The 20,345-nt window shown below is 39.7% G+C and carries 17 protein-coding genes; 6 read left to right on the plus strand and 11 right to left on the minus strand.

Annotation, left to right across the window (positions count from 1 at the left end; translation table 11 throughout):
• Nucleotides 1-58 precede the first annotated feature (58 nt).
• Genes OFO12_RS04250 through OFO12_RS04260 form a run of 3 tightly spaced genes read left to right on the plus strand, consistent with a single transcriptional unit; the run spans nucleotide 59 to nucleotide 4,575 of the window.
• The gene (locus tag OFO12_RS04250; protein WP_270869593.1) at nucleotides 59-1,858 is read left to right on the plus strand and encodes a DUF262 domain-containing protein; all 1,800 of its coding nucleotides are present in this window, start codon (nucleotides 59-61) and stop codon (nucleotides 1,856-1,858) included.
• Nucleotides 1,855-4,131, plus strand: a complete 2,277-nt coding sequence (locus tag OFO12_RS04255; RefSeq protein WP_270869594.1) for a DUF262 domain-containing protein — start codon at nucleotides 1,855-1,857, stop codon at nucleotides 4,129-4,131. The genes OFO12_RS04250 and OFO12_RS04255 overlap by 4 nt, the downstream gene beginning before the upstream one ends.
• A gap of 42 nt (nucleotides 4,132-4,173) precedes the next feature.
• Complete coding sequence (locus OFO12_RS04260) at nucleotides 4,174-4,575, plus strand: hypothetical protein (RefSeq protein WP_270869595.1); 402 nt, start codon at nucleotides 4,174-4,176, stop codon at nucleotides 4,573-4,575.
• Between the two features lie 29 nt (nucleotides 4,576-4,604).
• Here OFO12_RS04260 and OFO12_RS04265 read toward each other — a convergent pair whose 3' ends face one another.
• Complete coding sequence (locus OFO12_RS04265) at nucleotides 4,605-5,513, minus strand: helix-turn-helix transcriptional regulator (protein WP_270869596.1); 909 nt, start codon at nucleotides 5,511-5,513, stop codon at nucleotides 4,605-4,607.
• A 107-nt stretch (nucleotides 5,514-5,620) separates the two neighbouring features.
• Between OFO12_RS04265 and OFO12_RS04270 the strand changes: the two genes are divergently transcribed.
• On the plus strand, nucleotides 5,621-7,909 hold the full coding sequence (locus OFO12_RS04270) for a hypothetical protein (RefSeq protein ID WP_270869597.1): 2,289 nt from the start codon (nucleotides 5,621-5,623) through the stop codon (nucleotides 7,907-7,909).
• A 119-nt stretch (nucleotides 7,910-8,028) separates the two neighbouring features.
• Here the strand turns inward: OFO12_RS04270 and OFO12_RS04275 are convergent, their stop codons facing one another.
• A complete protein-coding gene (locus OFO12_RS04275) occupies nucleotides 8,029-8,670 on the minus strand; it encodes a Crp/Fnr family transcriptional regulator (protein WP_270869598.1) in 642 nt (213 codons plus the stop codon).
• 98 nt (nucleotides 8,671-8,768) lie between these two features.
• Here OFO12_RS04275 and OFO12_RS04280 point away from each other — a divergent pair, with 98 nt between their 5' ends.
• Nucleotides 8,769-10,172 carry a DUF4139 domain-containing protein gene (locus OFO12_RS04280; RefSeq protein WP_270869599.1) on the plus strand — a complete coding sequence of 468 codons (1,404 nt, stop codon included), beginning with the start codon at nucleotides 8,769-8,771 and terminating at the stop codon, nucleotides 10,170-10,172.
• Between the two features lie 95 nt (nucleotides 10,173-10,267).
• Here the strand turns inward: OFO12_RS04280 and OFO12_RS04285 are convergent, their stop codons facing one another.
• The 9 genes from OFO12_RS04285 to OFO12_RS04325 form a co-directional block, all read right to left on the minus strand.
• Nucleotides 10,268-10,642: a RidA family protein gene (locus OFO12_RS04285; protein WP_270859012.1), complete on the minus strand. Its 375-nt coding sequence runs from the start codon at nucleotides 10,640-10,642 to the stop codon at nucleotides 10,268-10,270.
• A 91-nt stretch (nucleotides 10,643-10,733) separates the two neighbouring features.
• Entirely contained in the window at nucleotides 10,734-11,495 is a 762-nt protein-coding gene (locus tag OFO12_RS04290; RefSeq protein WP_270869600.1) for a TSUP family transporter, read from the minus strand.
• Nucleotides 11,496-11,516: 21 nt separating this feature from the next.
• Entirely contained in the window at nucleotides 11,517-12,590 is a 1,074-nt protein-coding gene (locus OFO12_RS04295) for a CapA family protein (RefSeq protein ID WP_270869601.1), read from the minus strand.
• 23 nt (nucleotides 12,591-12,613) lie between these two features.
• Nucleotides 12,614-13,336 (minus strand): lysophospholipid acyltransferase family protein, encoded by a 723-nt coding sequence (locus OFO12_RS04300; RefSeq protein WP_270869602.1) that lies wholly within the window; start codon nucleotides 13,334-13,336, stop codon nucleotides 12,614-12,616.
• Nucleotides 13,323-14,615, minus strand: coding sequence for a hypothetical protein (locus OFO12_RS04305; protein ID WP_270869603.1), 1,293 nt, complete (start codon nucleotides 14,613-14,615; stop codon nucleotides 13,323-13,325). The genes OFO12_RS04300 and OFO12_RS04305 overlap by 14 nt, the downstream gene beginning before the upstream one ends.
• Nucleotides 14,609-15,274: a phosphoribosylformylglycinamidine synthase I gene (gene purQ, locus OFO12_RS04310; protein ID WP_270869604.1), complete on the minus strand. Its 666-nt coding sequence runs from the start codon at nucleotides 15,272-15,274 to the stop codon at nucleotides 14,609-14,611. The genes OFO12_RS04305 and purQ overlap by 7 nt, the downstream gene beginning before the upstream one ends.
• Nucleotides 15,271-15,507: a phosphoribosylformylglycinamidine synthase subunit PurS gene (gene purS / locus OFO12_RS04315; protein WP_270859018.1), complete on the minus strand. Its 237-nt coding sequence runs from the start codon at nucleotides 15,505-15,507 to the stop codon at nucleotides 15,271-15,273. The genes purQ and purS overlap by 4 nt, the downstream gene beginning before the upstream one ends.
• Nucleotides 15,508-15,510: 3 nt before the next feature.
• Nucleotides 15,511-16,227, minus strand: coding sequence for a phosphoribosylaminoimidazolesuccinocarboxamide synthase (purC, locus tag OFO12_RS04320; protein WP_270859019.1), 717 nt, complete (start codon nucleotides 16,225-16,227; stop codon nucleotides 15,511-15,513).
• A gap of 1 nt (nucleotide 16,228) precedes the next feature.
• On the minus strand, nucleotides 16,229-17,575 hold the full coding sequence (locus OFO12_RS04325) for a S41 family peptidase (protein WP_442867877.1): 1,347 nt from the start codon (nucleotides 17,573-17,575) through the stop codon (nucleotides 16,229-16,231).
• A 184-nt stretch (nucleotides 17,576-17,759) separates the two neighbouring features.
• On the opposite strand from OFO12_RS04325, the gene OFO12_RS04330 reads away from it, so the two are divergent.
• Nucleotides 17,760-20,336 (plus strand): ATP-dependent Clp protease ATP-binding subunit, encoded by a 2,577-nt coding sequence (locus OFO12_RS04330; protein ID WP_270869605.1) that lies wholly within the window; start codon nucleotides 17,760-17,762, stop codon nucleotides 20,334-20,336.
• The last annotated feature ends 9 nt before the right edge of the window (nucleotides 20,337-20,345 follow it).

A 20,345-nucleotide genomic window follows, 5' to 3' on the forward strand; every position in this document is an offset into this window, starting at 1 on the left:
AATGTCTATTAATTTAGCTATAATCGTAAAAACTAAAAATTTTTATAAAAGGTATAAAATGGAGTTAAAATCTATCAAAGATTTATTGGATTATAAATTTAAAGTTCCGTCGTATCAAAGAGGATACAGGTGGGAAGAAACGCAAGTTGAAGCCCTGCTTAATGATATTTTTGATTTTTCAAATTTAGCGCAGGGGCAAGGCGGTGATTTTTATTGTTTGCAACCTTTAATAGTAAAACCATTAAATGTCGAAAAAAATATAAATTTATCAAAAATCAAAGAACAAGCAGATGAAAATGGCGATATAGAATATGAAAAATTACAAAATTTGATAAAAAAACGCCCAAAAACTAGCGAATTTAGCGTCATCGACGGACAGCAAAGGCTTACAACTATATATTTGATTTTGAAAGAATTGGGAGATGAGAAATTTACATTAGAATACGAAAGAGAAAATGTATTGAACACTGAATTTAGCAAAATTTGCTATGATAGTGCCGATAAATTTTATATCAGCACGGCAGTAAAAACCATAAAAAAGTGGTTTGACAAACATAATGACAAAGAAAAATTCAAAAAAACCCTTTTAGAAAAGGTCAAAGTCATCTGGTATAAGCTTAAAGAAAACGATAATGAAAAGCAAACTTTTGAAAATGTAAATAGTGGAAAAATTCCACTAACTAATGCTGAACTCATCAAGGCGACACTGATAAATTCGCATGATAATGAAAAAGATAAAATCGAACTTGCCAAAGAGTGGGACGAGATAGAATATTGCTTGCAAAATGATGAAGTTTGGGGATTTTTGACGACAGCAGAAGCGTATCCGACTAGGATAGAGTTGATTTTTGAAATTTGCTTAAACCAAAAACACAACGATAGTGATAAATACGAAACTTTTTATGAATTGCAAAAACGATACAAGCCAAACAATACAAATAAAAAGGAAAATGACGAAGAGAAAAACCCTTACGAAGATTTTTGGAAAGAAGTCAAGCAAACATTTTTGACCTTACGATACTGGTATGAAGACTATGAAATTTACCATTTGGTTGGGTTTTTAGTAGCGACGAATTTACAAATAAAGGATATATATGAAAATTTAAAAAAACAAACCAAATCAGAATTTAAAAAATCTCTAAAAAGTATAATAAAGGGCGAAAAAAAAGAAAATTTAGAAATAAAAAACAAAATGGATTTAGATAAATTATCAAAAAATGACAAGGACGCATTAAACTACAATGACAATTATCAGCAGATAACAAATGCATTACTTTTGTTTAATATAGCTACGATTTTAAATTCAAAGTCAAATTTCACTAGATTTTCTTTTAATAAATTCAATAGCGAAGAGTGGAGTTTGGAGCATATACACGCACAAAATGAAAAAGAGATACAAGACTTCGACAAACAAAGTGAGTTTTTGAAAAATGCAAAAAAATTTTTAAATGTTGAAGAAATTATTAATGAAATTGAAGATTTTATAAAAAAATTTGAAAAAAACACCAAAAATAGACAAGAAAGAGATGATAGTTTTAAAACTTTGCAAAATAAAATTTTAAAAAATTTTGGAAAAGATAGTTTAGATATACATAATATCTCAAATTTAGCATTGCTATCTAAAAATCTAAATTCCGAGTTAAACAATTCCATATTTCCAAAAAAAAGAGAAAAAATCAAAGAAATGGACGAGCGAGGCGAATTTATACCGATTTGCACCAAAAATGTCTTTATGAAGTATTATAGCGACAGCACAGATACAGCGTTTGATAGATTTAAATGGACTAACGATGATATGAAAAACTATCATCAAAGCATTATTAAAACATTAAATCAATTTTTTGGAGAAGAAAAATGAGTAATAATATAAGAAATTTTAAAGAGTTGATGATTGGTAATAAAGAAAAAAATATAAAACCAATGACGATAGAAATCCCTATGCTTCAAAGGGATTACGCACAAGGCAGAGAAGAGACAAAAACAGCACAGATAAGGGAGAGATTTTTGACTTCTATTTTTGAAGTTTTAAGTGGCAAAAAAGCCAATTTGCACCTTGAATTTATATATGGAAGCGCAAAAGACGGCAAATTTATCCCGCTTGACGGGCAACAACGCCTAACAACGCTATTTTTACTGCATTGGTATTTTGGATTTGGCGAATTGAAAGACGGCGAAAAAAAGTCAAAATTCCGTTATGAAACAAGGGCTAGTTCTAGGGAATTTTGCAATATGATGGTAAATTTAAATTGTGAAGTTTTGAAAAATAATGAAAAAATTTCGGCTCAAATCAAAGATGATGCAAAATTTTTAGCATTTTGGCAAAACGACCCAACGGTAAAATCAATGCTAAATATGCTCGATGCTATACATGAAAAAGCAAAGGGCAAAAATTTAAACAAAGAGAATTTAAACAAAATAGACTTTGATTTTTTGAATATGGGCGAATTTGGTCTAAGCGACGAGCTATATATAAAAATGAACGCAAGGGGCAAAGGGCTAACTGAATTTGAAAATTTTAAAGCAAAATTTGAAGATTTGTTAGAAAAAGAAAAATTTAGACACTTATTGCGTTATTTTAAAAATAAAATCGATAAAGATTGGGCTGAGAAATTTTGGGAATTTAGAGATAAAAAAGAAGAAGAAAACCCAGCAGATAGTGCAGATAAAGCCTTTATGAGATATTTTTATTTCATAAGCGAAATGCTGTTTTATAAAAGCAACGAAAACAGCCAAAAAGAAGCAAAAGATGACAAAAAAGTAGAATTTGATAAAAGAGAAGCATTAAAAATTTATGAAAATTCGCAAGAAAATATAGAATTTCTATTTTCAGCTTTGGATAATGTAAATGAAATTGAAAAATATGCAAACGAAATTTTTAAAGAAGTGCCGATTTATTGGGGCAAACAAGATACAAACAAAGACACAGATATAAAACAATTCCTTATGAAAATTGAAAAAGGATATTATGAAAAAGTTATATACTTCATAATAATTTCTAACTATCAAAAAGAAAATACAAAATATCTAGTTAGACAAGCAAGAAATATAATGTGTTCTATAAAACAACCTGATGGGCGAGGCGGTGTTACATATAAATCAAATTTAAGAGCGCAAGATATTTATTCTATTTTAAATTTTATTGATGGCAAAGAAATAAATTTCACAAAAAATAAAGAACTTTTTGAAGAGAAAAATAACATAAGCAAAAATTTAAAAGATATAGAAGAAATTATTTTTAAATTAGAAGACAGCGAAATTATTCAAGGCGATTTGGGTGCAGTATATAAAGCCTATGGAAACAATGTCGAAAAATACTCAAATTTGTTAAACAATGTTAATAATATTTTTGACAAACAAACGAAAGCGGTCGATATTTTAGGAATGCTTGTTCGTTACGAAAATATAGATTTTATTTATCATGGTGATACAAATATCGGTAACAAATACTATATAGGCTCAGGATTAAAAGATTGTTGGAATTTTGTATTTTCAAATAATAATGACAAATATAAAGATATAATCGACTTATTTGCGCAAGAAAATCTCAATCCTAAAACAACTTGCGAACGATATATTATGGATTGTGAAAATCAACAAAAACGAGATTGGAGATATTATTTTGTGAAATATAGAGAGATATTTTTCAAAGAAACAGATATTAAATTTAATGTCGATTATAAAGGTAAATTTAAAAAAGAAGAAAAAGAAAATGAATATAGAAATGTATTTATAATAAAAGAATATAGAAACAAATTTGAAATAGAAAAAATGGGTGGTTTAAGTGTTGGTATATACTACACGCATATTAATCCTTTTATTTATTGTGCTGTTATAAAAAATATAGAAAAAGAATTCGACAAAGAAATAAATGACAGAAAGTATTTTATCAAATATGGCGATAATAGCTATTCTTACGCAGCAATAGAAAATTTTATCGAAAAATTATATTGTCTAGATGATGGCTGGCATATAGAATTTGTGGGAAATTTTGATTTTTCAACGATAAAAGATAAATTAAAACCTAATGAAAATCCTAATGAAAATCCTAATGAATTTATCCTAGCTCACGACCCAAACAGCGACACGATAGAAAATTTGAAAAATTTACTAAAAAATTTGGCTCAAATTTAAGAGCCAAATTTTACTCAATACAAAGTTTATAAGGACAAAAATATGCTAAATTTAGACAAATTCCCCCTAGAAATCGGTGCTTTAAAAAGAAAACAAGGCTCAAATGCGTTTGTTAATGATAGCAGCGGAATGGCTTGCCTTGTCGATACGAAAGAAAACAAGATTAGTTTTGGACTTTTCAGACCGGCAGGTGCTCATTTTGGCACATTTAGCGTCAAGGACGAAGAAGAAGCTATACAAATAATCAAAAATTTCAAAGTTGGCGATAAAAAAATTACTGATTATTCGCCATGCTACGATGATAAGGATAAAATAGACCCGCTAGGCTTAGAGAAAAAAATATCAAATTTAGAAGAGAAAATAGCGGTTTTAGAAAACACAATAATCGATTTAGAGCACAGACTAGATGGCATAAACGATAGGCTTGAAGCTGGTTATTTGTGATAATCGCGAGATAAGCAAAGTTTGCAAGACTAGCTTATCTCGCCTAGATACCCCGCGATTTGCGCCTTTATCTCATCATTTAGCCAGGCTGGTTCGACGACCTTGATATGTGGCAAAAACCGATAAATCAGCGGTTTTACCTCCATAGGATTGCTAAACCCAAACTCAATCTCGATCGAGCCGTCCTCGCACTCCTTTGTAAAATCGCAGTTGATATATGGCTTGCGCCTAAAATACTTCGCGATCACTTCATCTATCCACAGCCTCGCCCTATATTTATCTTCGAGCTCGAACCACACCGAGCGCGCCTGTTTTATGCGCTTTTGCACCTGCACAGATGTTTTGAAAACCTCGGGCGTGATTTTTATATTTTCGATATCTTTGAAATGAAATTTCTTAAACCTATCCCCTTCGCCGCAATCAAACACAAACAAATACCAAAACCCCTCCAAAAACGCGATTTTTAGGGGTTTTGCTTTGAATTCATGCTTGCCGTAAGTGCAATTGATAATATTTTTGTTTTTTATCGCTTTTTGGACAAGGCTAAATTTTTCTATTGATTTTTTATCCAGCTTTTCGTTGCCAAAAAACGCCAAAATCTGCTCGTCCATGCCCCCAAGTAGCCCAGAAATCAGCTCGCTATTTTTGAAATAAAAGTCAGAGGATATGTTTTCGCACAGACTTGCTATCAGGCTTAGCACCAGCCTCTCTTCATCGCTTAGATCCTGCATTTGTGCGCTAGGGTCGTATTTCCAGCTCCACCCCTCTTTCACCACGCCATAATCCCTTAAAATTTCCATATCTCTACCTATCGTCTTTGCATTGACACCGAAAATTTGGGCTAATTCTTGCGTTTTTGCGGGGCGGGATTTGACGAATTCAAAAATTTGATTTAATCTTTTATTTTTTTTATTTTCCACTTGTTTTAGCGGTAGCATGAAAAATCCTTGAAATTTAGTAAATTTTGCCCTATTTTATCAAAATTTTTGGCATAAAATTTTAATCTAATGCGATAAAATTTACGAAAAATTTTAAAGGGCAGATTATGAAATATATCATAGGAATTTTGGTTTTTATCGGAGTGATTTTCGGCGGGGTTTTTGCGCTACTTTGGAGCGATTTTGGCAACTCTATCACTAAGCCATATATCGAGCGATACCTCTCGCAAAAAACAGGCTTTGATATTAAGCTAGATAAATTCGACCTTAACTGCGACGATTTCGACATTACGGCGCTAATTAATGGCGAAATTTCAGCGCATTTGGTGGGCAAATACGACATTTTTTCCAAAAGCTTCGACACAAACTACGAGCTAAATGCAAAAGATCTAAAAAGCTTTGGCGTAGCACTTGACGGGGAAGCGATTTCGCTAAATGGTCGCGTGCTAGGAAATATGCAAAAAATCAGCGCAAACGGCGCAGGACGGGCGTTTGATAGCGATGTGAAATTTCTAGCTAATCTCACAGATTTTATGCCCACAGACCTGCAAATCGTAGCGCCAAATTTAAATGTCGCCAAAATTTTAGCCGTGGCAGGTCAGCCGCTTTACGCCACTGGAAATGTCGCCATTAACTCCAATATCATCGCCAAAAACGGCGCACCAGAGGGCAGTGCAACCATAAAATCGCAAAATTTATTGCTAAATGAAAAGGCGCTAAAAGATTTAAACATAACTATCCCAAGTGGCGTTAAAATCGCGCTAAACTCCGATATCAGCGTGAGTGAGGGTATCGCCAAAGCCACGAGCGAAATCAGCTCAAATTTGGCAAATTTAAGCGCGAAACAAAGCGTTTTTGATATGCAAAAACGCACCCTTCAAAGCGATTTTACCCTAAGCGTACCTGAGCTTAAAAATTTAGCCAAAATCATAAATTACGAAACCTCTGGCGATTTACTCGCTAGCGGCGAGCTAATCAGCGATTTTAAGGATTTTACGCTAAAAAACACAAACATAAACGCCTTTAAAAATGGGCTTAAAGCCGTGATAAATGGCGCGTATAATGCGCCTAGCAAAGACGGCAAAGCAAGCGCAAATTTCGCTATTAGCGACTTTGCCAAACTCTCTCACATCACAGGGCAGAAATTTTCAGGCTCTGGCAAGGGTGTGGCTGATATCACGCTAAAATCGGGCAAACTAGCTAACCTAGCCCTAAATCTCGACGCGCTTGGTGGAAATTTGATAGCTAGTGGCAACCTTAGCGCGCTAAGCGTGCGCGTAAAATCGCTAAATTTGGCAGTTATAACCTCGTTTTTGGGCTTAGAGGCTATCGGAAATGGCGCGATAAACGGCGAAGCCAAACTAAATCTCGCCTCCGGAATAAATGGCGAACTTAGCGCAAATATCGCAAATGGCGTGCTTTATAAAAAATACCTCGACAAACTTAGTGGCAAATCTTTCCCAAGCGATACGAAATTTAGCCTAAATTTTGGCGCAAATATCAAAAACTCGCTTGCGAATTTTACCGCCAAACTCGGCTCAGATTTGGCGAATTTCGACAAAATAACTGGCACTTATAATCTCAAAACTAGCACTCTAAACGCCGATTATGGCGTAAATGTGCCAAATTTAAGCAAAATGAAATTTCTAACTGGCATTGAGCTGTTTGGCAAATTTAACGCAAACGGCAAAATTGATTACAAGCCTAAAAATTTCGCCGTTTCGTTTGCGTCAAATATCCTTGGCGGGGCGATGAACGGCAAGATGATAAACGATGATGTCAGCGTCAAACTCACAAAATTCGCGGTCAAAGAGCTGACCGATATGCTTGGTGTGCGCCACATTTACGACGGCGTTGGGGACATGGATTTTAGCTACAACACAAATGCAAAAAAGGGTAAATTTAACTCCCTCATAAATCAAGGACGCCTCAAAAGTAGCGATTTTATGGGCGTTGTAAGCAAAATTTTAGGTCGCGATTTAGCGGGCGAAGTTTATAATAATGTAACCTTAGATGGCACAATCGTGCAAAATTTAATCACTTTTAACACAAATATGAGCGCGCAAAAAAGCAAGCTAAATGTGAGCGGGGGCAAATTTGACACCCAAAGCAAGCAAATCAATATCCCAGTTAAGGCAAATATCGAAAAAACGGATATTAGCGTCCAAATCACCGGCACCACGCAAAACCCAAAATATAGCGTCGATTCTGCGTATTTGAAGGAAAAATTAAACAAAGAAATCAGCAAGGGTATCGACAAACTCTTAGGCGATAAGGGGTCTAAATCAGGGCAAAACACTGGCGCGAATTCTGATGCGCAAAACAACGCCAAAGAAAAAAGCCGTGAAGACAAGGCAAAAGAGGCTGTTAAAGGGATTTTAAAGGGGCTGTTTTAGCGCGAAATTTGGCTAAATTTTTAAAATCTAGCCAAATTTTAAAAATTTTAAAATTTCAAAAAATTTCGGCGCAGTATTTTTCAAACCAAAATTTAAACAAAACGCAAAATTTCAAAATTTCAAATCTCAATCACCACGACCTTGCCCCTGCTAAGGGCGATTTTGCCTGATTTTTCCATCTCTTTTAGCACGCGCGATACCGCCTCTCTGGCACTTCCGATATGATTGGCTATATCTTCGTGCGTCGCGCACACTTCGCCGTTTGCGCCCAAATTTTCGCGCAAAAAGCCCATTATGCGCTCGCTAAGTGGCGCGAAAATCGCCTGCTCGCTTGCCATTATGACTTGCGAAAAGCGTTTGGCTACGATTTCTAGGGCGAAATTTAGCACAGCAGGGTAGCGTTCTTTTAGGATTTTAAAAATGCTTGGCGGGATTACGATGAGCTCGCACTCGCTTCTAGCCTCGACGCTAAGGCGGTTTTGGGCAAGGGCGAACTTGCAAGTATCGCAGATCATACAGCTCTCGCCGTTTTGTATGCTAAAAACGGTCAGCTCCTTGCCCCCAGTGCCGATAAATGCGCGCAAAAGCCCGCTACGAAGCAAAACATAACCCAAACAATCCTCGCTAGCATAGATTATCTGCCCCATTCTCAGGCGCTTTTTATACGCGTTTTTGTAAATCAAGCCCAAATCATCGCCCTCAAAATCAAATTTATCGCAAAAATTTCCCTTCAAAAACTCCCAATCTTGCGCTTCTAGCATATTTCACCCCTAAAAATTTTATAAAGCTTTCATTTTACACTTTTAAACTACCATTTACTTTAAATTACTAATATTTTGAAAATTTTTAAGGAGATACAATGAAAAGCCTAACCCTGCCACTAATCGTATCGTGCGCGCTCTGTGGCGCAAACGAGCTAGAAAAACCAAAGCAAAATTTCATCGAAATTTATCAAAACGATAGTTTTTTGACCCAAACTTTTAGCCCGGGCTCTGCGAAATTTAGCGTAGAAATCCCTGCCTCGCTCGATTTAGGTCTGCTTGAAATCAAAAGCGAGTGCGAGCTAGAAAACCTAGGGGACAGCGGGATTTATGAGATAAAAAGCGATGAGAGAAAACGCCTAGAAGAGGCACTCGCAAAGGTAGTAGCGCAAAAAAAGGCAATCCAGGCTAAGATTGAATTTAGCAAAAGTTTGGCTAGTTCTGGTAGCGGAAATGCAGATGAATTTTACATGGGCGCGCTAAGGGATTTTGAAAATATCGCAAAGCTTCAAGCCGATGAGAGCGCGCTAAACGAGCAAATCGCACGCACACCTAGCGCGCAAATGAGGCATGCGAATTTAAGCTTTGCGTGCGCGCCAAAGAGCGTTGTATTGCGATACGCAGTGTTTTTAAACGAAGGTGCGAGCGCGAAAATCAGCGCTGATACAGAGAAGCAAAAACTTGCTATCACGCAATCAATCCGCGTGAAAAACCCGCTAAATTCGGCTCTTGACGCGCTTAGTGTGGCGATTTATCCGTATGCGTATTCTGCCCTGCTCGCCCCAAGGCCGTTTCGGGCGCACTATATCGGTGGGCAAACTTACGAAGCAGATGGCGTGTATATGCAAAAAGCCATGCTAAGTGCCGCGCCAAGGGCTGCGATGAGCAACCGCGCCGTGCAGGCGACAAATGCCCAGCTGACACTATCGAACTCATACACGATTGAAAATTTAAGCATTGCGCCAAATGAGAGTGCGAAAATCGACTTTGACAAGCAAATTTTAGAGGCGAAATTTAGCATTTTTATCGACGCATACAGCCAAAATTTAGCGTTTTTGCAGGCCAAAACAAAGCTTGAAAAACCACTCAACCACGCCCTTACGACAATCGAAATCGACGGAGTAAATGCAGGCCAGGACTGGCGCGAGGAAATACCTGCGGGTGTGGATAGTAGCGTGTTTTTAGGACAAAATCGCCTAATCAAAGTCACCAAAAAAATCGATGAAAAAAACACCAAAGAAAACTTTTTTGGCACCAAAAAAACCACGATTTCTAGCTGGAATTACGAGGTGAAAAACACCAGCGCAAGGGCTTGGGATATCGAACTACTCGCTAAAATGCCACTAAGCGCAGACGAGAAAGTCAAAATCACTGATAAAAGTGGCACAAAAGCTGATAATATCGACACTGAGGGCCGAGCAAGCTGGAAATTCAGGCTAAATAACAGCGAGGCAAAAACGATAAATTTCGGATATGAAATCAGCGACGCTAGAAGCGAGTGAGATTTTTAGTTTCGCGCCCAAATTTTGGGCTAAATTTAAAAAATCATAGGAATTTTTTCCTATGATTTGTAAAATTTTTAGTAAAATTTTGTGAATTATTTCACGCTTGCGATGACTTCGATTTCTACAAGAGCGTCTTTTGGGAGTTTTGCGACTTGAACGGTTGAGCGGGCTGGTTTAGTGTCTTTGAAATACTCGCCATACACCTCATTTACCGCTGCGAAATCGCCCATATCAGCCAAAAAAATCGTGGTTTTAATCGCGTGGTCAAAGTCGCTTCCAGCCTTTTTCAAAATCGCTTTTAAATTAGCCATAACCTGCGTAGTTTGCGCTCTCACATCGCCGCCAGCGAACTCGCCATCTGGCGTGAGCGCAATCTGACCAGAAGTGAAAACAAATCCGTTTGCAACGATTGCTTGTGAATACGGCCCAATGGCACCTGGGGCTTTTTTTGTCGAAATTACCTTCATACAGTATCCTTTCAAAAAAAAATTAAAAAATTCTAGCCACTTTTAACTTATGAGCCAATAAATTTAAGTTTTTTTATAAAACTACCAAATTTTAGCCAAAAATCAGTCCATAAAGTAGCTTTAAAATCGTGCATGCAACGACGAAAAGCAGTATCGTGCGCACGAATTTCACATCCTTTTTCACGACCAAATTCGACCCCATCCAGCCGCCTACTATCTGCGCGCAACCCATGATGATACCTATCATCCACAGCACCTGTCCGCCGATAATAAACACGCCTAGCGATACGATATTTGAGACGAAATTTAAAATTTTTGTCTGCGCGACGGCAGTTTTCATGTGAAGCCCTAGCACGCCAACTAGCGCAAAAGTCCAAAACGACCCAGCCCCAGGTCCGAAAAATCCGTCATAAAATCCCAAAAGCAGACCAAATAAAACATAAAAAAAATTTTTGCTCATCTTGGCTGCGCGCTCGCTCTCGCCTAAATTTGGGCTTAGCACAGTGTAGATAAAAAGTGCTAAAAGCAAAACCGGGATAATGTAGTTTAGAAATTTCGCGTCGATTAAAAGCACCACGCGCGTGCCAATAAATGCGCCAATGAGCGTGCAGACTATCGCTAGGGCGATTTTGCGCGGATCGACGAGTCCTTTGAGCGTGAAATTTAGCGCCGCAGAAAATGTGCCAAATGTGCCTTGAAGCTTGTTCGTGCCAAGGGCGAGGTGTGGCGGGATACCCACTGCAAGCAGTGCAGGTAGGCATATCAGCCCGCCTCCGCCTGCGATTGCGTCGATAAATCCACCAGCAAACGCCGCAGCAACTAAAATCAAAATTTGCCAAATTTCAAATTCCACACTCTCCCCTTTTAATCAAATTTATTTAATTTCAAACTCAGGAAAAACGCTGTTCCAAAGCGTTTTAAGATTTTCGGTTTTAAAGTCCCCAACACGCCTAAGCCTGTGCGTCATCGCAAGCATTTCAGGGTAGCGAGCGAGCAAATGCACCGAAAAATCGTGCGAGTATGGGCTAATATGCGTGATTAGCGGGACTGCGCGCAGACTTTTTATCTTTGTCGCGTTGCCCTCTTTTTCGATTACGATATCAGCCATGGCGCCCAGCATGCGCGCGCTTTCGTCTTGATTAGAAATGAAGTTTCCTAGCGAATAAAAGCACGGCACGCTTCTGTTATCATCTGTGGTGATGAGCTCTAATGGCTGGATTACATGCGGGTGTGTGCCGATGATGAGATCTGCGCCAGAGTTTGCCAAAAACTGCGCCTGCTTTTTCTGCGTGGCTGTTGGTTTGTGCGTGTATTCCACGCCCCAATGTGGCAAAACCACCACAAAATCGGCGTGTTTTTTCGCAAGCTCTAAGTCGCTTAAAATTTCTTCCTCGTCGCTTAACAAATTCACCAAATACCCTTTGCCTTTTGGCATTATGTGGCCGTTTAGCCCATAAGTGTAGTTCAAAAACGCGACGCTAACATTGTTTTTTTTCAAAATTTTAACGATTTTACTGCTATTTTGATCTGGCGAAATGCCGATATACGCGATATCCTCGAAGTCAGACCAAAATTTCGCGCTATCTAGTATGCCTTCTTCACCCTTATCGAGCGCGTGGTTTGTCGCATGGGCGATTAGATTAAACCCAGCGTCCCTCACAGCCTCGCCTACTTCGAGCGGAGAGCCGAAATTTGGGTAGCCAGAGAGCTTTTTTTTATCTTCGATTAGGATTGTTTCTTGGTTTATGATTTTGATATCTTTGTCTTTGATTTCATCTTTGATAAAGCGATAATACGGCTTAAAATCGTGGCTTTTGGCGGTTTTATCATGCGCGCCCTCGATTAGCTTGGAGTGAATTAGATTGTCCCCCACAGCGATGAGAGAGAGGGTGTTTTCGCTAGCACAGCCAAAAAGTAAAAATGAAAAAAACAGAATTAAAATTTTCAAAATTTCCCCAAATTTAGCCAAATTTAACACTGTCCGCTACTATTACTAGCCGAATTTTGCTCTGAATTTTGCCCTGAATTTTCGTACTCGTCGATGATAGCTTGCATTTTAGCGCGGGTATTTTCTAGCCATGCGCTATCACTCGTATCGACGGGGTCTAGGTAGATGATTTTCACATGCCCGCTTCGCACGCGAAATTCCTTCGAATCCGCAATCGCCCCAGTGCCGATAAGCACGATAGGCTGGACTTTAAGGCCTAGTTTGTTTGCTATCATTTTTGCGCCATTTTGAAATTTGAGCATTTTCGTGCCACGATGTCTGGTGCCTTCTGGAAACATCACGATAGCACGGCCATTTTTTATGCGATCATCTACTTCATGCACGATTCGCACGAGCTCGCGAGGGTTTTTGCGATCGACGGCAATCATCTTTGGCAGGGTTAAAATTTTGCCGATTATCGGCAGTTCGCCAATCTCTTTTTTGGCTATCCAGCAGATGTTTGCAGGGTGCGTTTCTTCTAAAACCACGATATCCATAATGCTTTGATGATTTGCGATAAAAAGCCCCACCTGCGGGTCTGGCGAGCCGATGATTTCGATATCATAACCCACGGCGTATCTTTGCCACCTGCCCCACATACGGCGAAATGTGCGGTGCGAGCTGTTTTTCGCCCACATCAGCACGATTACGACCATTACCGTAGCGATGAACCAAAACGAGTAAAAAAGCGCCTTAATCCTTGACAATTTCGTCCTTTTTGATCCAGCCGATTTTGCTGCCACTTAGCATGATTTTATAAAATCCCTTGTTTTCGCCCAAAATTTCGACCTTTTGAGGCTCTTTGGTGACATAAAACACCGTAGATGTCGGTATCGGCAGGATATGCACAGCGGTATTTTTGGCGATTTTGCCGTTTCCATAAGGGTTTTGATAATACAAATTTAGCGCCAAAACAATCACCGCAAAAATCAGCGGAGTGATATTTTTGCTGAGCAAAAACATCACCAAAAGCACCGCTGCAAGGGTGTAAATGGCGATTTGTTTGTAAGCTTCGAATTTGGATTCTTTCGGATTGAGCCCGATTTGCGTGCTAAGATCCTCGGCCTGCGGATTTAGCTCGATACCGAAATTTTCGAATTTTTTCGTTTGCAGATTAAAATAACTAAAATCGAAATTTTTCACATTTTTGTCGATTACAGCGAAATAATACCCACTCTGGCTAGCGTATCCGCCACGCACAGAATCCACGCCTTGCTTGATAATGGCTGGATTATCCACGCTAAATGAGGCAAGCGCGCCGTTTCGCACGCTTAAATCTAAGGTGAGTAAATTTGAATTATCATCAAATTTAGCGGTTTTGTAGTTTTTCAGCTTCAAATCATCGGCTGAAATATGGACGAAATTTTCCCTTTTTTCTAGCTTGATAAACTCAGGATTGCGCGGTTTAATCGAGCTTTTTTCAAAAAATTCGCCATTTCGCTCTAAGGTTAGAATAATGTCATTTATCTTCGCACCCTCGCCGTTTGCGCTAAAATACAGCGTCGTTTCAAACATCTCATCGCCCTGTATCCACGAGAGATTATCCTCGTTTAGCCAGATTAAATTCTCCGTGCGATCAATCGCTAGCTTTGGCGTAACGGTTACTTTTTGACCTAAATACACGCTGAAATTTATCCTAAAAATTTCATTATAATAGGCTTTTTTAGGCGCTCCATCGACTTTAAGGGTGAGTTCTTTGGGTTTGATATCCTCATAAATTTTATCATCTGAAATATCCAAATCCACCTCATTTGTCGGCGCGAGCGCCTTTAAATCATCAAGGCTTAGATTTTTATTCATAACCTCGCGCTTGTTCATTTTCATCATTACGCGAGAGTTATCACGCTGTGCGCCCTCAGTAGAGCTAGTTTGCTCCGATTTTTTCGGAGCGTATTTGCTCAAATCATCAAGCGAATCTATGCTAACCTCTGGCGCAGCTAGGCTAAGTGCGCAAATTCCAAAAAGGGCTAAAACTCTTCTTAACAAACTAGCCCTTTTAGCATTTTTTCGCCGTCCGTTCCACCGAGAATTTCCTCGATAGCGCGCTCAGGGTGCGGCATAAGACCAAAAATTTTTTTGTTTTTATCGCAAATACCAGCTATGCTATCAACCGAGCCATTTGGGTTTAAATCATTGCCATTTTCGTCGCAGTATTTAAGCAAAATTTGGTCATTATCATACATTTTTTTCAAATTTTCGCTATCGACATAGTAATTGCCCTCGCCGTGTGCGATAGGGATATTTAAAATTTCGCCATTTTTGCAACAAGCAAGAAATTTATTGTCATTACTAATGACTTTTAGATAGTGATATTTAGAGATGAAGCTCAAATTTATGTTGCGGTTCATCGCGCCCTCTAAGAGTTTGAGCTCCAAAAGCATTTGAAATCCATTGCAAATACCGAGCAAATACCCGCCCTTTTTGGCGTGAGCGCGCACAGCCTCCATGATAGGGCTAAATTTCGCAATCGCAGCCGTTCTTAGATAATCGCCATGGCTAAAACCGCCAGGAAGCACGACCAAATCGGCATTTAGCGTAGTATCCTTATGCCAAATCACTTCCACATCGCAACCAAGACGCTCAAAAGCATACTTTGTGTCGCGTTCGCAGTTCGTGCCCGGAAAATTGATAACCGCTACCTTCATAGCACAATCTCGTAATCTTCGATAACGGTGTTGGCTAGCAGGTCCTCGCACATTTGCTCTACATTTTTGTAAATCGCCTCTTTGTTCTCGCCTTGCATGTCAAGCTCGATTTGTTTAGCCACGCTTACAGAATTTACACCGCTAAAACCAAGCGAAGTTAGGGCGTGTTTGACGGCCTTGCCTTGTGGATCTAAAACGCCATTTTTCAATTTTACATTTACGATTACTTTCATTTTTTATCCTAAAATTCTTTTTAAAACTTCCTCATAAGCGACTTTTACATCACCGAGCCCTTGGCGGAATACATCTTTATCTAGTTTTTGGTTCGTATCCTTATCCCAAAAACGGCAGCTATCAGGGCTAATCTCATCAGCTAGCAAAATTTCGCCTTTACTATCTTTGCCAAGTTCAATTTTAAAGTCGATTAGGCGCAAATTTCTCTCATCGAAAAATTTAACCAAAATTTCATTTATTTTCTTTGCGATTACTTTAAGCTCGTCAAGTTCGGCTTGATCTTTTACCGCGCCTAGGATTATGGCGTGTTCGTCGTTTAGGATCGGATCGCCCAAATCATCGTCTTTGTAGCAAAACTCGACCAAAGTAAATGGCAAAATCGTGCCCTCTTTGATACCAAGGCGTTTTGTAAGTGAGCCAGTAGCGACATTTCGCGCGATGATTTCAAGTGGGAAAATTTTGCATTTTTTGACTAATTGCTCGGTTTCGTTTAGCGTCTCAACTAGCGCAGTTTTGATGCCGTTTTTCTCTAATAAATGAAAAATTTGAGTTGAAATTTTGCAATTAAGCGCACCTTTTCCAGCCTCTTCTGCCTTTTTCACGCCGTTAAATGCAGTTAGGGAATCTTTGAATTCGCTAATTAGCAAATCATCGTTGCCCTCCACAGACCACATTTTTTTGCCTTTGCCCTCGTAAATAAGCTCTTTTTTGCTTGCCATGCTACTCTCCTTTGCTTAGTCTTAAAATTTTAATCGCATCGATTGCGGTTTTTAACTGAATATCGTCGTTAATCTGCTCTTTTGAGATGAAATTCTTCTCATCTTTTTTCTCTTTTTTTTCTTCTTCTTTTTTCGGCTCTTCGACCTTTGCAAGCTCGCTTTCTAGGTGTTTTTTAAGGTCGGCTTCTTTGACTGAAAATTCATTTTCGCTCTTTTGAGGCACCTTGCCAGCTGCTACAATCAAATCAGGCGTAACGCCCACAGCTTGGATTGTGCGACCACTAGAAAGGTAATACCGCGCGATTGTTAGTCGCAAGGCTTCTTTGTTTTCGATAGGCAAAATCACCTGCACGCTACCCTTGCCGAAAGTATTCTCGCCCACGATTACAGCGCGTTTTAGATCCTGCAACGACCCGCTTACGATCTCGCTTGCACTCGCACTTCCGCCATTTACTAGCACGACAAGTGGCAGGTCGGTTACCTTTTTCTTAGGATCTGCGTTATGCTCCTCGGTATCGGCTTTGTTGCGACCTTTTTGCGATACGATTAAGCCCTTATCCACGAATAAATTCACAAGTCCAATTGCCTGTTCCAAAAGTCCGCCAGGGTTGTTTCGCAAATCAAGGATTATCCCCTTTGCCTCAGGGTGTTCTTTTATAAATTTGGCCGTATCAGCCGTAACATGCTGGTCGAAATTTGTCACGCGCAAATACAAAATTTTCTCATCATCTATCATTTTCGAATACGCAGACTCGACCTTGATTATATCGCGCACGATCTCCACATCAAAGGGCTTACTCTCGCCTTTGCGAACGATTGTAAGCGTGATTTTGGTTTTTGGTTTGCCACGCATTTTGCTTACAGCTTCATCGATTGTAATCCCAAGTGTCGCATTTCCGTCGATTCGCAAAATCACATCATTTGCTTTGAGCCCCTTTTTATCAGCCGGTGTGCCCTCAATCGGCGAAATTATCGTTAGTGCGCCATCTTTCATACCGACCTGAATGCCCAAACCGCCGAATTCGCCCTGAGTTTGCACCTTAGTATCATTGTAAGCTTTTTGATCCATAAAGCTAGAATGGGCGTCCAAATTTCCCATAAGACCAGAAATTGTCTTATCCACAAGCTCCGAAAAGCTCATCTGTTCGACATAGTTATTTTCCACGATTGCTAGGGTTTTAGTAAGCTTTGCCAGCGCTTCAAGCCTTGTTTTTTCGCTGTCAGGTTTTTTGGTCGAATTTGCCTCTTTCGCCTCCAAATTTCCTACAAAAAACAGACCAAAAAGTAGTGAAAATACAAAACCAAAGCCAAAAAAGAGATGTTTTTGTTGCAAAAATTTGTCCTTAATTTGAAATAGGCGAAATTCTATAAAAATTTCGCTAAATATTAGTTAAATTTAAGCCATTTTTAGCGATAAAATTTTAAAATTCAGAGCAAAAAATTTGAAAGATTAAATTTATTTACTAAAAAACCTTGACATAATTAGACTAAATATATATAATACAGACAAAATCAACTTTAAGGAGTTTTTTATGAACGAAACACTTGAAATTTTAACCGACAAAATGCACTCACTACTCGAAAGTTCGCTCTCCCTAGCTATCCACTCCAAAAATGGCGAGGTTGCGAATTTGCACATTTTGTGGGCATTGTGCGTGGATTCAAGCTCTGTGCTAAATCAAATTTTTAACAAATTTGACATCAGCAAAAGCGCGGTTGAATTAGAAATCAAAAGCGCGCTACAAACCCTGCCAACTAGCTCAAATGTCACGCGCGATAATATCAAAATTTCGCGCGAAGTGGTAAATTCATTAGAGAGCGCAAAAGGCCTAATGACGAGCCTTGGGGATAAATTTATCGCTATTGATACTTGGTTAGTGGCGAATTTAGACAAATCTCCGCTAAAAGAAATTTTGGCTAAATTTGCCGATCTTAGCGAGATAAAAAAAGAGCTAGAAATGCTAAGAGCGGGCAAAAATATCACCACCAAAACAGGCGATGACACACTTGAAGCGCTTAGCAAATTTGCGCTAAATTTGACACAAAAAGCGATAAATGGCGAGTTAGATCCTATTATCGGGCGCGATGAAGTCATCACCCGTATGATGCAAATTTTAATTCGCAAAACGAAAAACAACCCAATACTTCTTGGCGAACCAGGTGTGGGTAAAACCGCCATTGTCGAAGGTTTGGCGCAGTTAATCGCGCAAAAAGATGTCCCACTTAGCCTGCAAAACAAGCGCGTAATGGCACTTGATATGAGCGCGCTCATTGCCGGTGCGAAATACAGAGGCGAGTTCGAAGACCGCCTAAAAGCCGTCATCGACGAGGTCAAAAAAGCTGGCGATGTGATACTTTTCATCGATGAAATTCACACTATCGTAGGCGCTGGGGCAAGTGAAGGCAGTATGGACGCTGCAAATATCCTAAAACCTGCTTTGGCGCGAGGCGAGCTACACACTATCGGCGCGACTACGCTCAAAGAATACCGCAAATACTTCGAAAAAGACGCCGCCTTGCAACGCCGTTTCCAGCCTGTCATCGTGGCTGAACCGACCGTGAGCGAGGCTACGGCGATACTTCGTGGTATAAAAGAGCGCTTAGAGGTTCATCACAATGTCACAATCACAGATAGCGCGCTAGTCGCTGCCACCAAGCTTAGCCACCGCTATATTAGCGATAGATTTTTGCCTGATAAGGCGATTGATTTGATCGACGAGGCCGCCGCTGAGCTAAAAATGCAAATCGAGAGCGAGCCTTACGAACTAGCCAAGGCAAAAAGAGAAATTCTAACACTCCAAGTCGAAAAAGAAGCCCTAAAAATGGAAAACGACGCCAAAAACGACAAAAGGCTAAATCAAATCGACAAAGAGATCGAGAATTTAAACGAAACCAAAAATTCGCTTTTGGCTAAATTTGAAAACGAAAAGGCTGTATTTAACGGCATAAGCGAAGCCAAAAAATCAATAGATAGCCTAAAAATCGAAGCCGCAAACGCTAGAAGCAAAGGTGATTTAAGCAAGGCTGCCGAGATCGAATACGGCAAAATCCCAGCCGCAAACGCCAAAGTCAAAGAGTTAGAAGCCAAATGGGAGGATATGAAGGAAAGCGGAGTTTTGCTCAAAAACCGCGTCGATGAGGAGATGGTCGCAGGAATCCTTAGCAAATGGACAGGAATTAGCGTAAGCAAAATGCTCTCATCAGAGCGCGAAAAATACCTAAATATCGAATCTCACCTAAAACAAAGCGTCGTGGGTCAAGACGCCGCGCTTCACGCCATAGCGCGCGCTGTGAAGCGAAACAAGGCTGGCCTTGCTAGCGCAAATCGCCCGATTGGAAGCTTTTTGTTTTTAGGACCTACTGGCGTGGGCAAAACAGAGAGCGCCAAAACACTAGCGAAATTTTTATTCGACGATGAGCGAGCGATGATTAGATTTGATATGAGCGAATACATGGAAAAACACAGCGTCTCACGCTTGCTTGGTGCGCCTCCGGGATATGTGGGATACGATGAGGGTGGTCAGCTAAGCGAGGCTGTGCGCCGCCGTCCGTATAGCGTGCTACTTTTCGACGAAATCGAAAAGGCGCACAAAGATGTCTTTAATATCCTACTTGGCATACTCGATGACGGGCGCGCGACCGATAACAAGGGCGTGGTCGTGGATTTTAAAAACACCATTATAATCCTTACGAGCAATATCGGCTCGGATAAGATTATGAGTCTGGGCGAAAATGAGCGCGAAAACGCCGTAAAAGACGAGCTGAAAAACTATTTCAGACCTGAATTTATCAACAGGCTCGATGACATTGTGATTTTCAACGCCCTTAGCGAAGACAATCTCATCGATATCGTGGGAATTATGTTTAAAGAGCTAGCGCATTTGCTCGAAGAGCGCGGTATCAGCGCAACTCTAAGCGAAAATGCCAAAAAGCTCATTGCCGGGGCTGGATTTGACGCGGAATACGGAGCCAGACCGCTAAGACGCGCACTTTATGATTTGGTCGAGGATAAAATCGCCGATATGATTTTAAACGACGAGCTAAAAGAAGGAAATGCAATCCTAATCGACGCCAACGGTGAGGATATCGAGATCAAGGTCATCTCATAGGTAAAATTT

The organism is Campylobacter sp. JMF_04 NA10, from assembly GCF_027737655.1.
Lineage (GTDB): Bacteria > Campylobacterota > Campylobacteria > Campylobacterales > Campylobacteraceae > Campylobacter_B.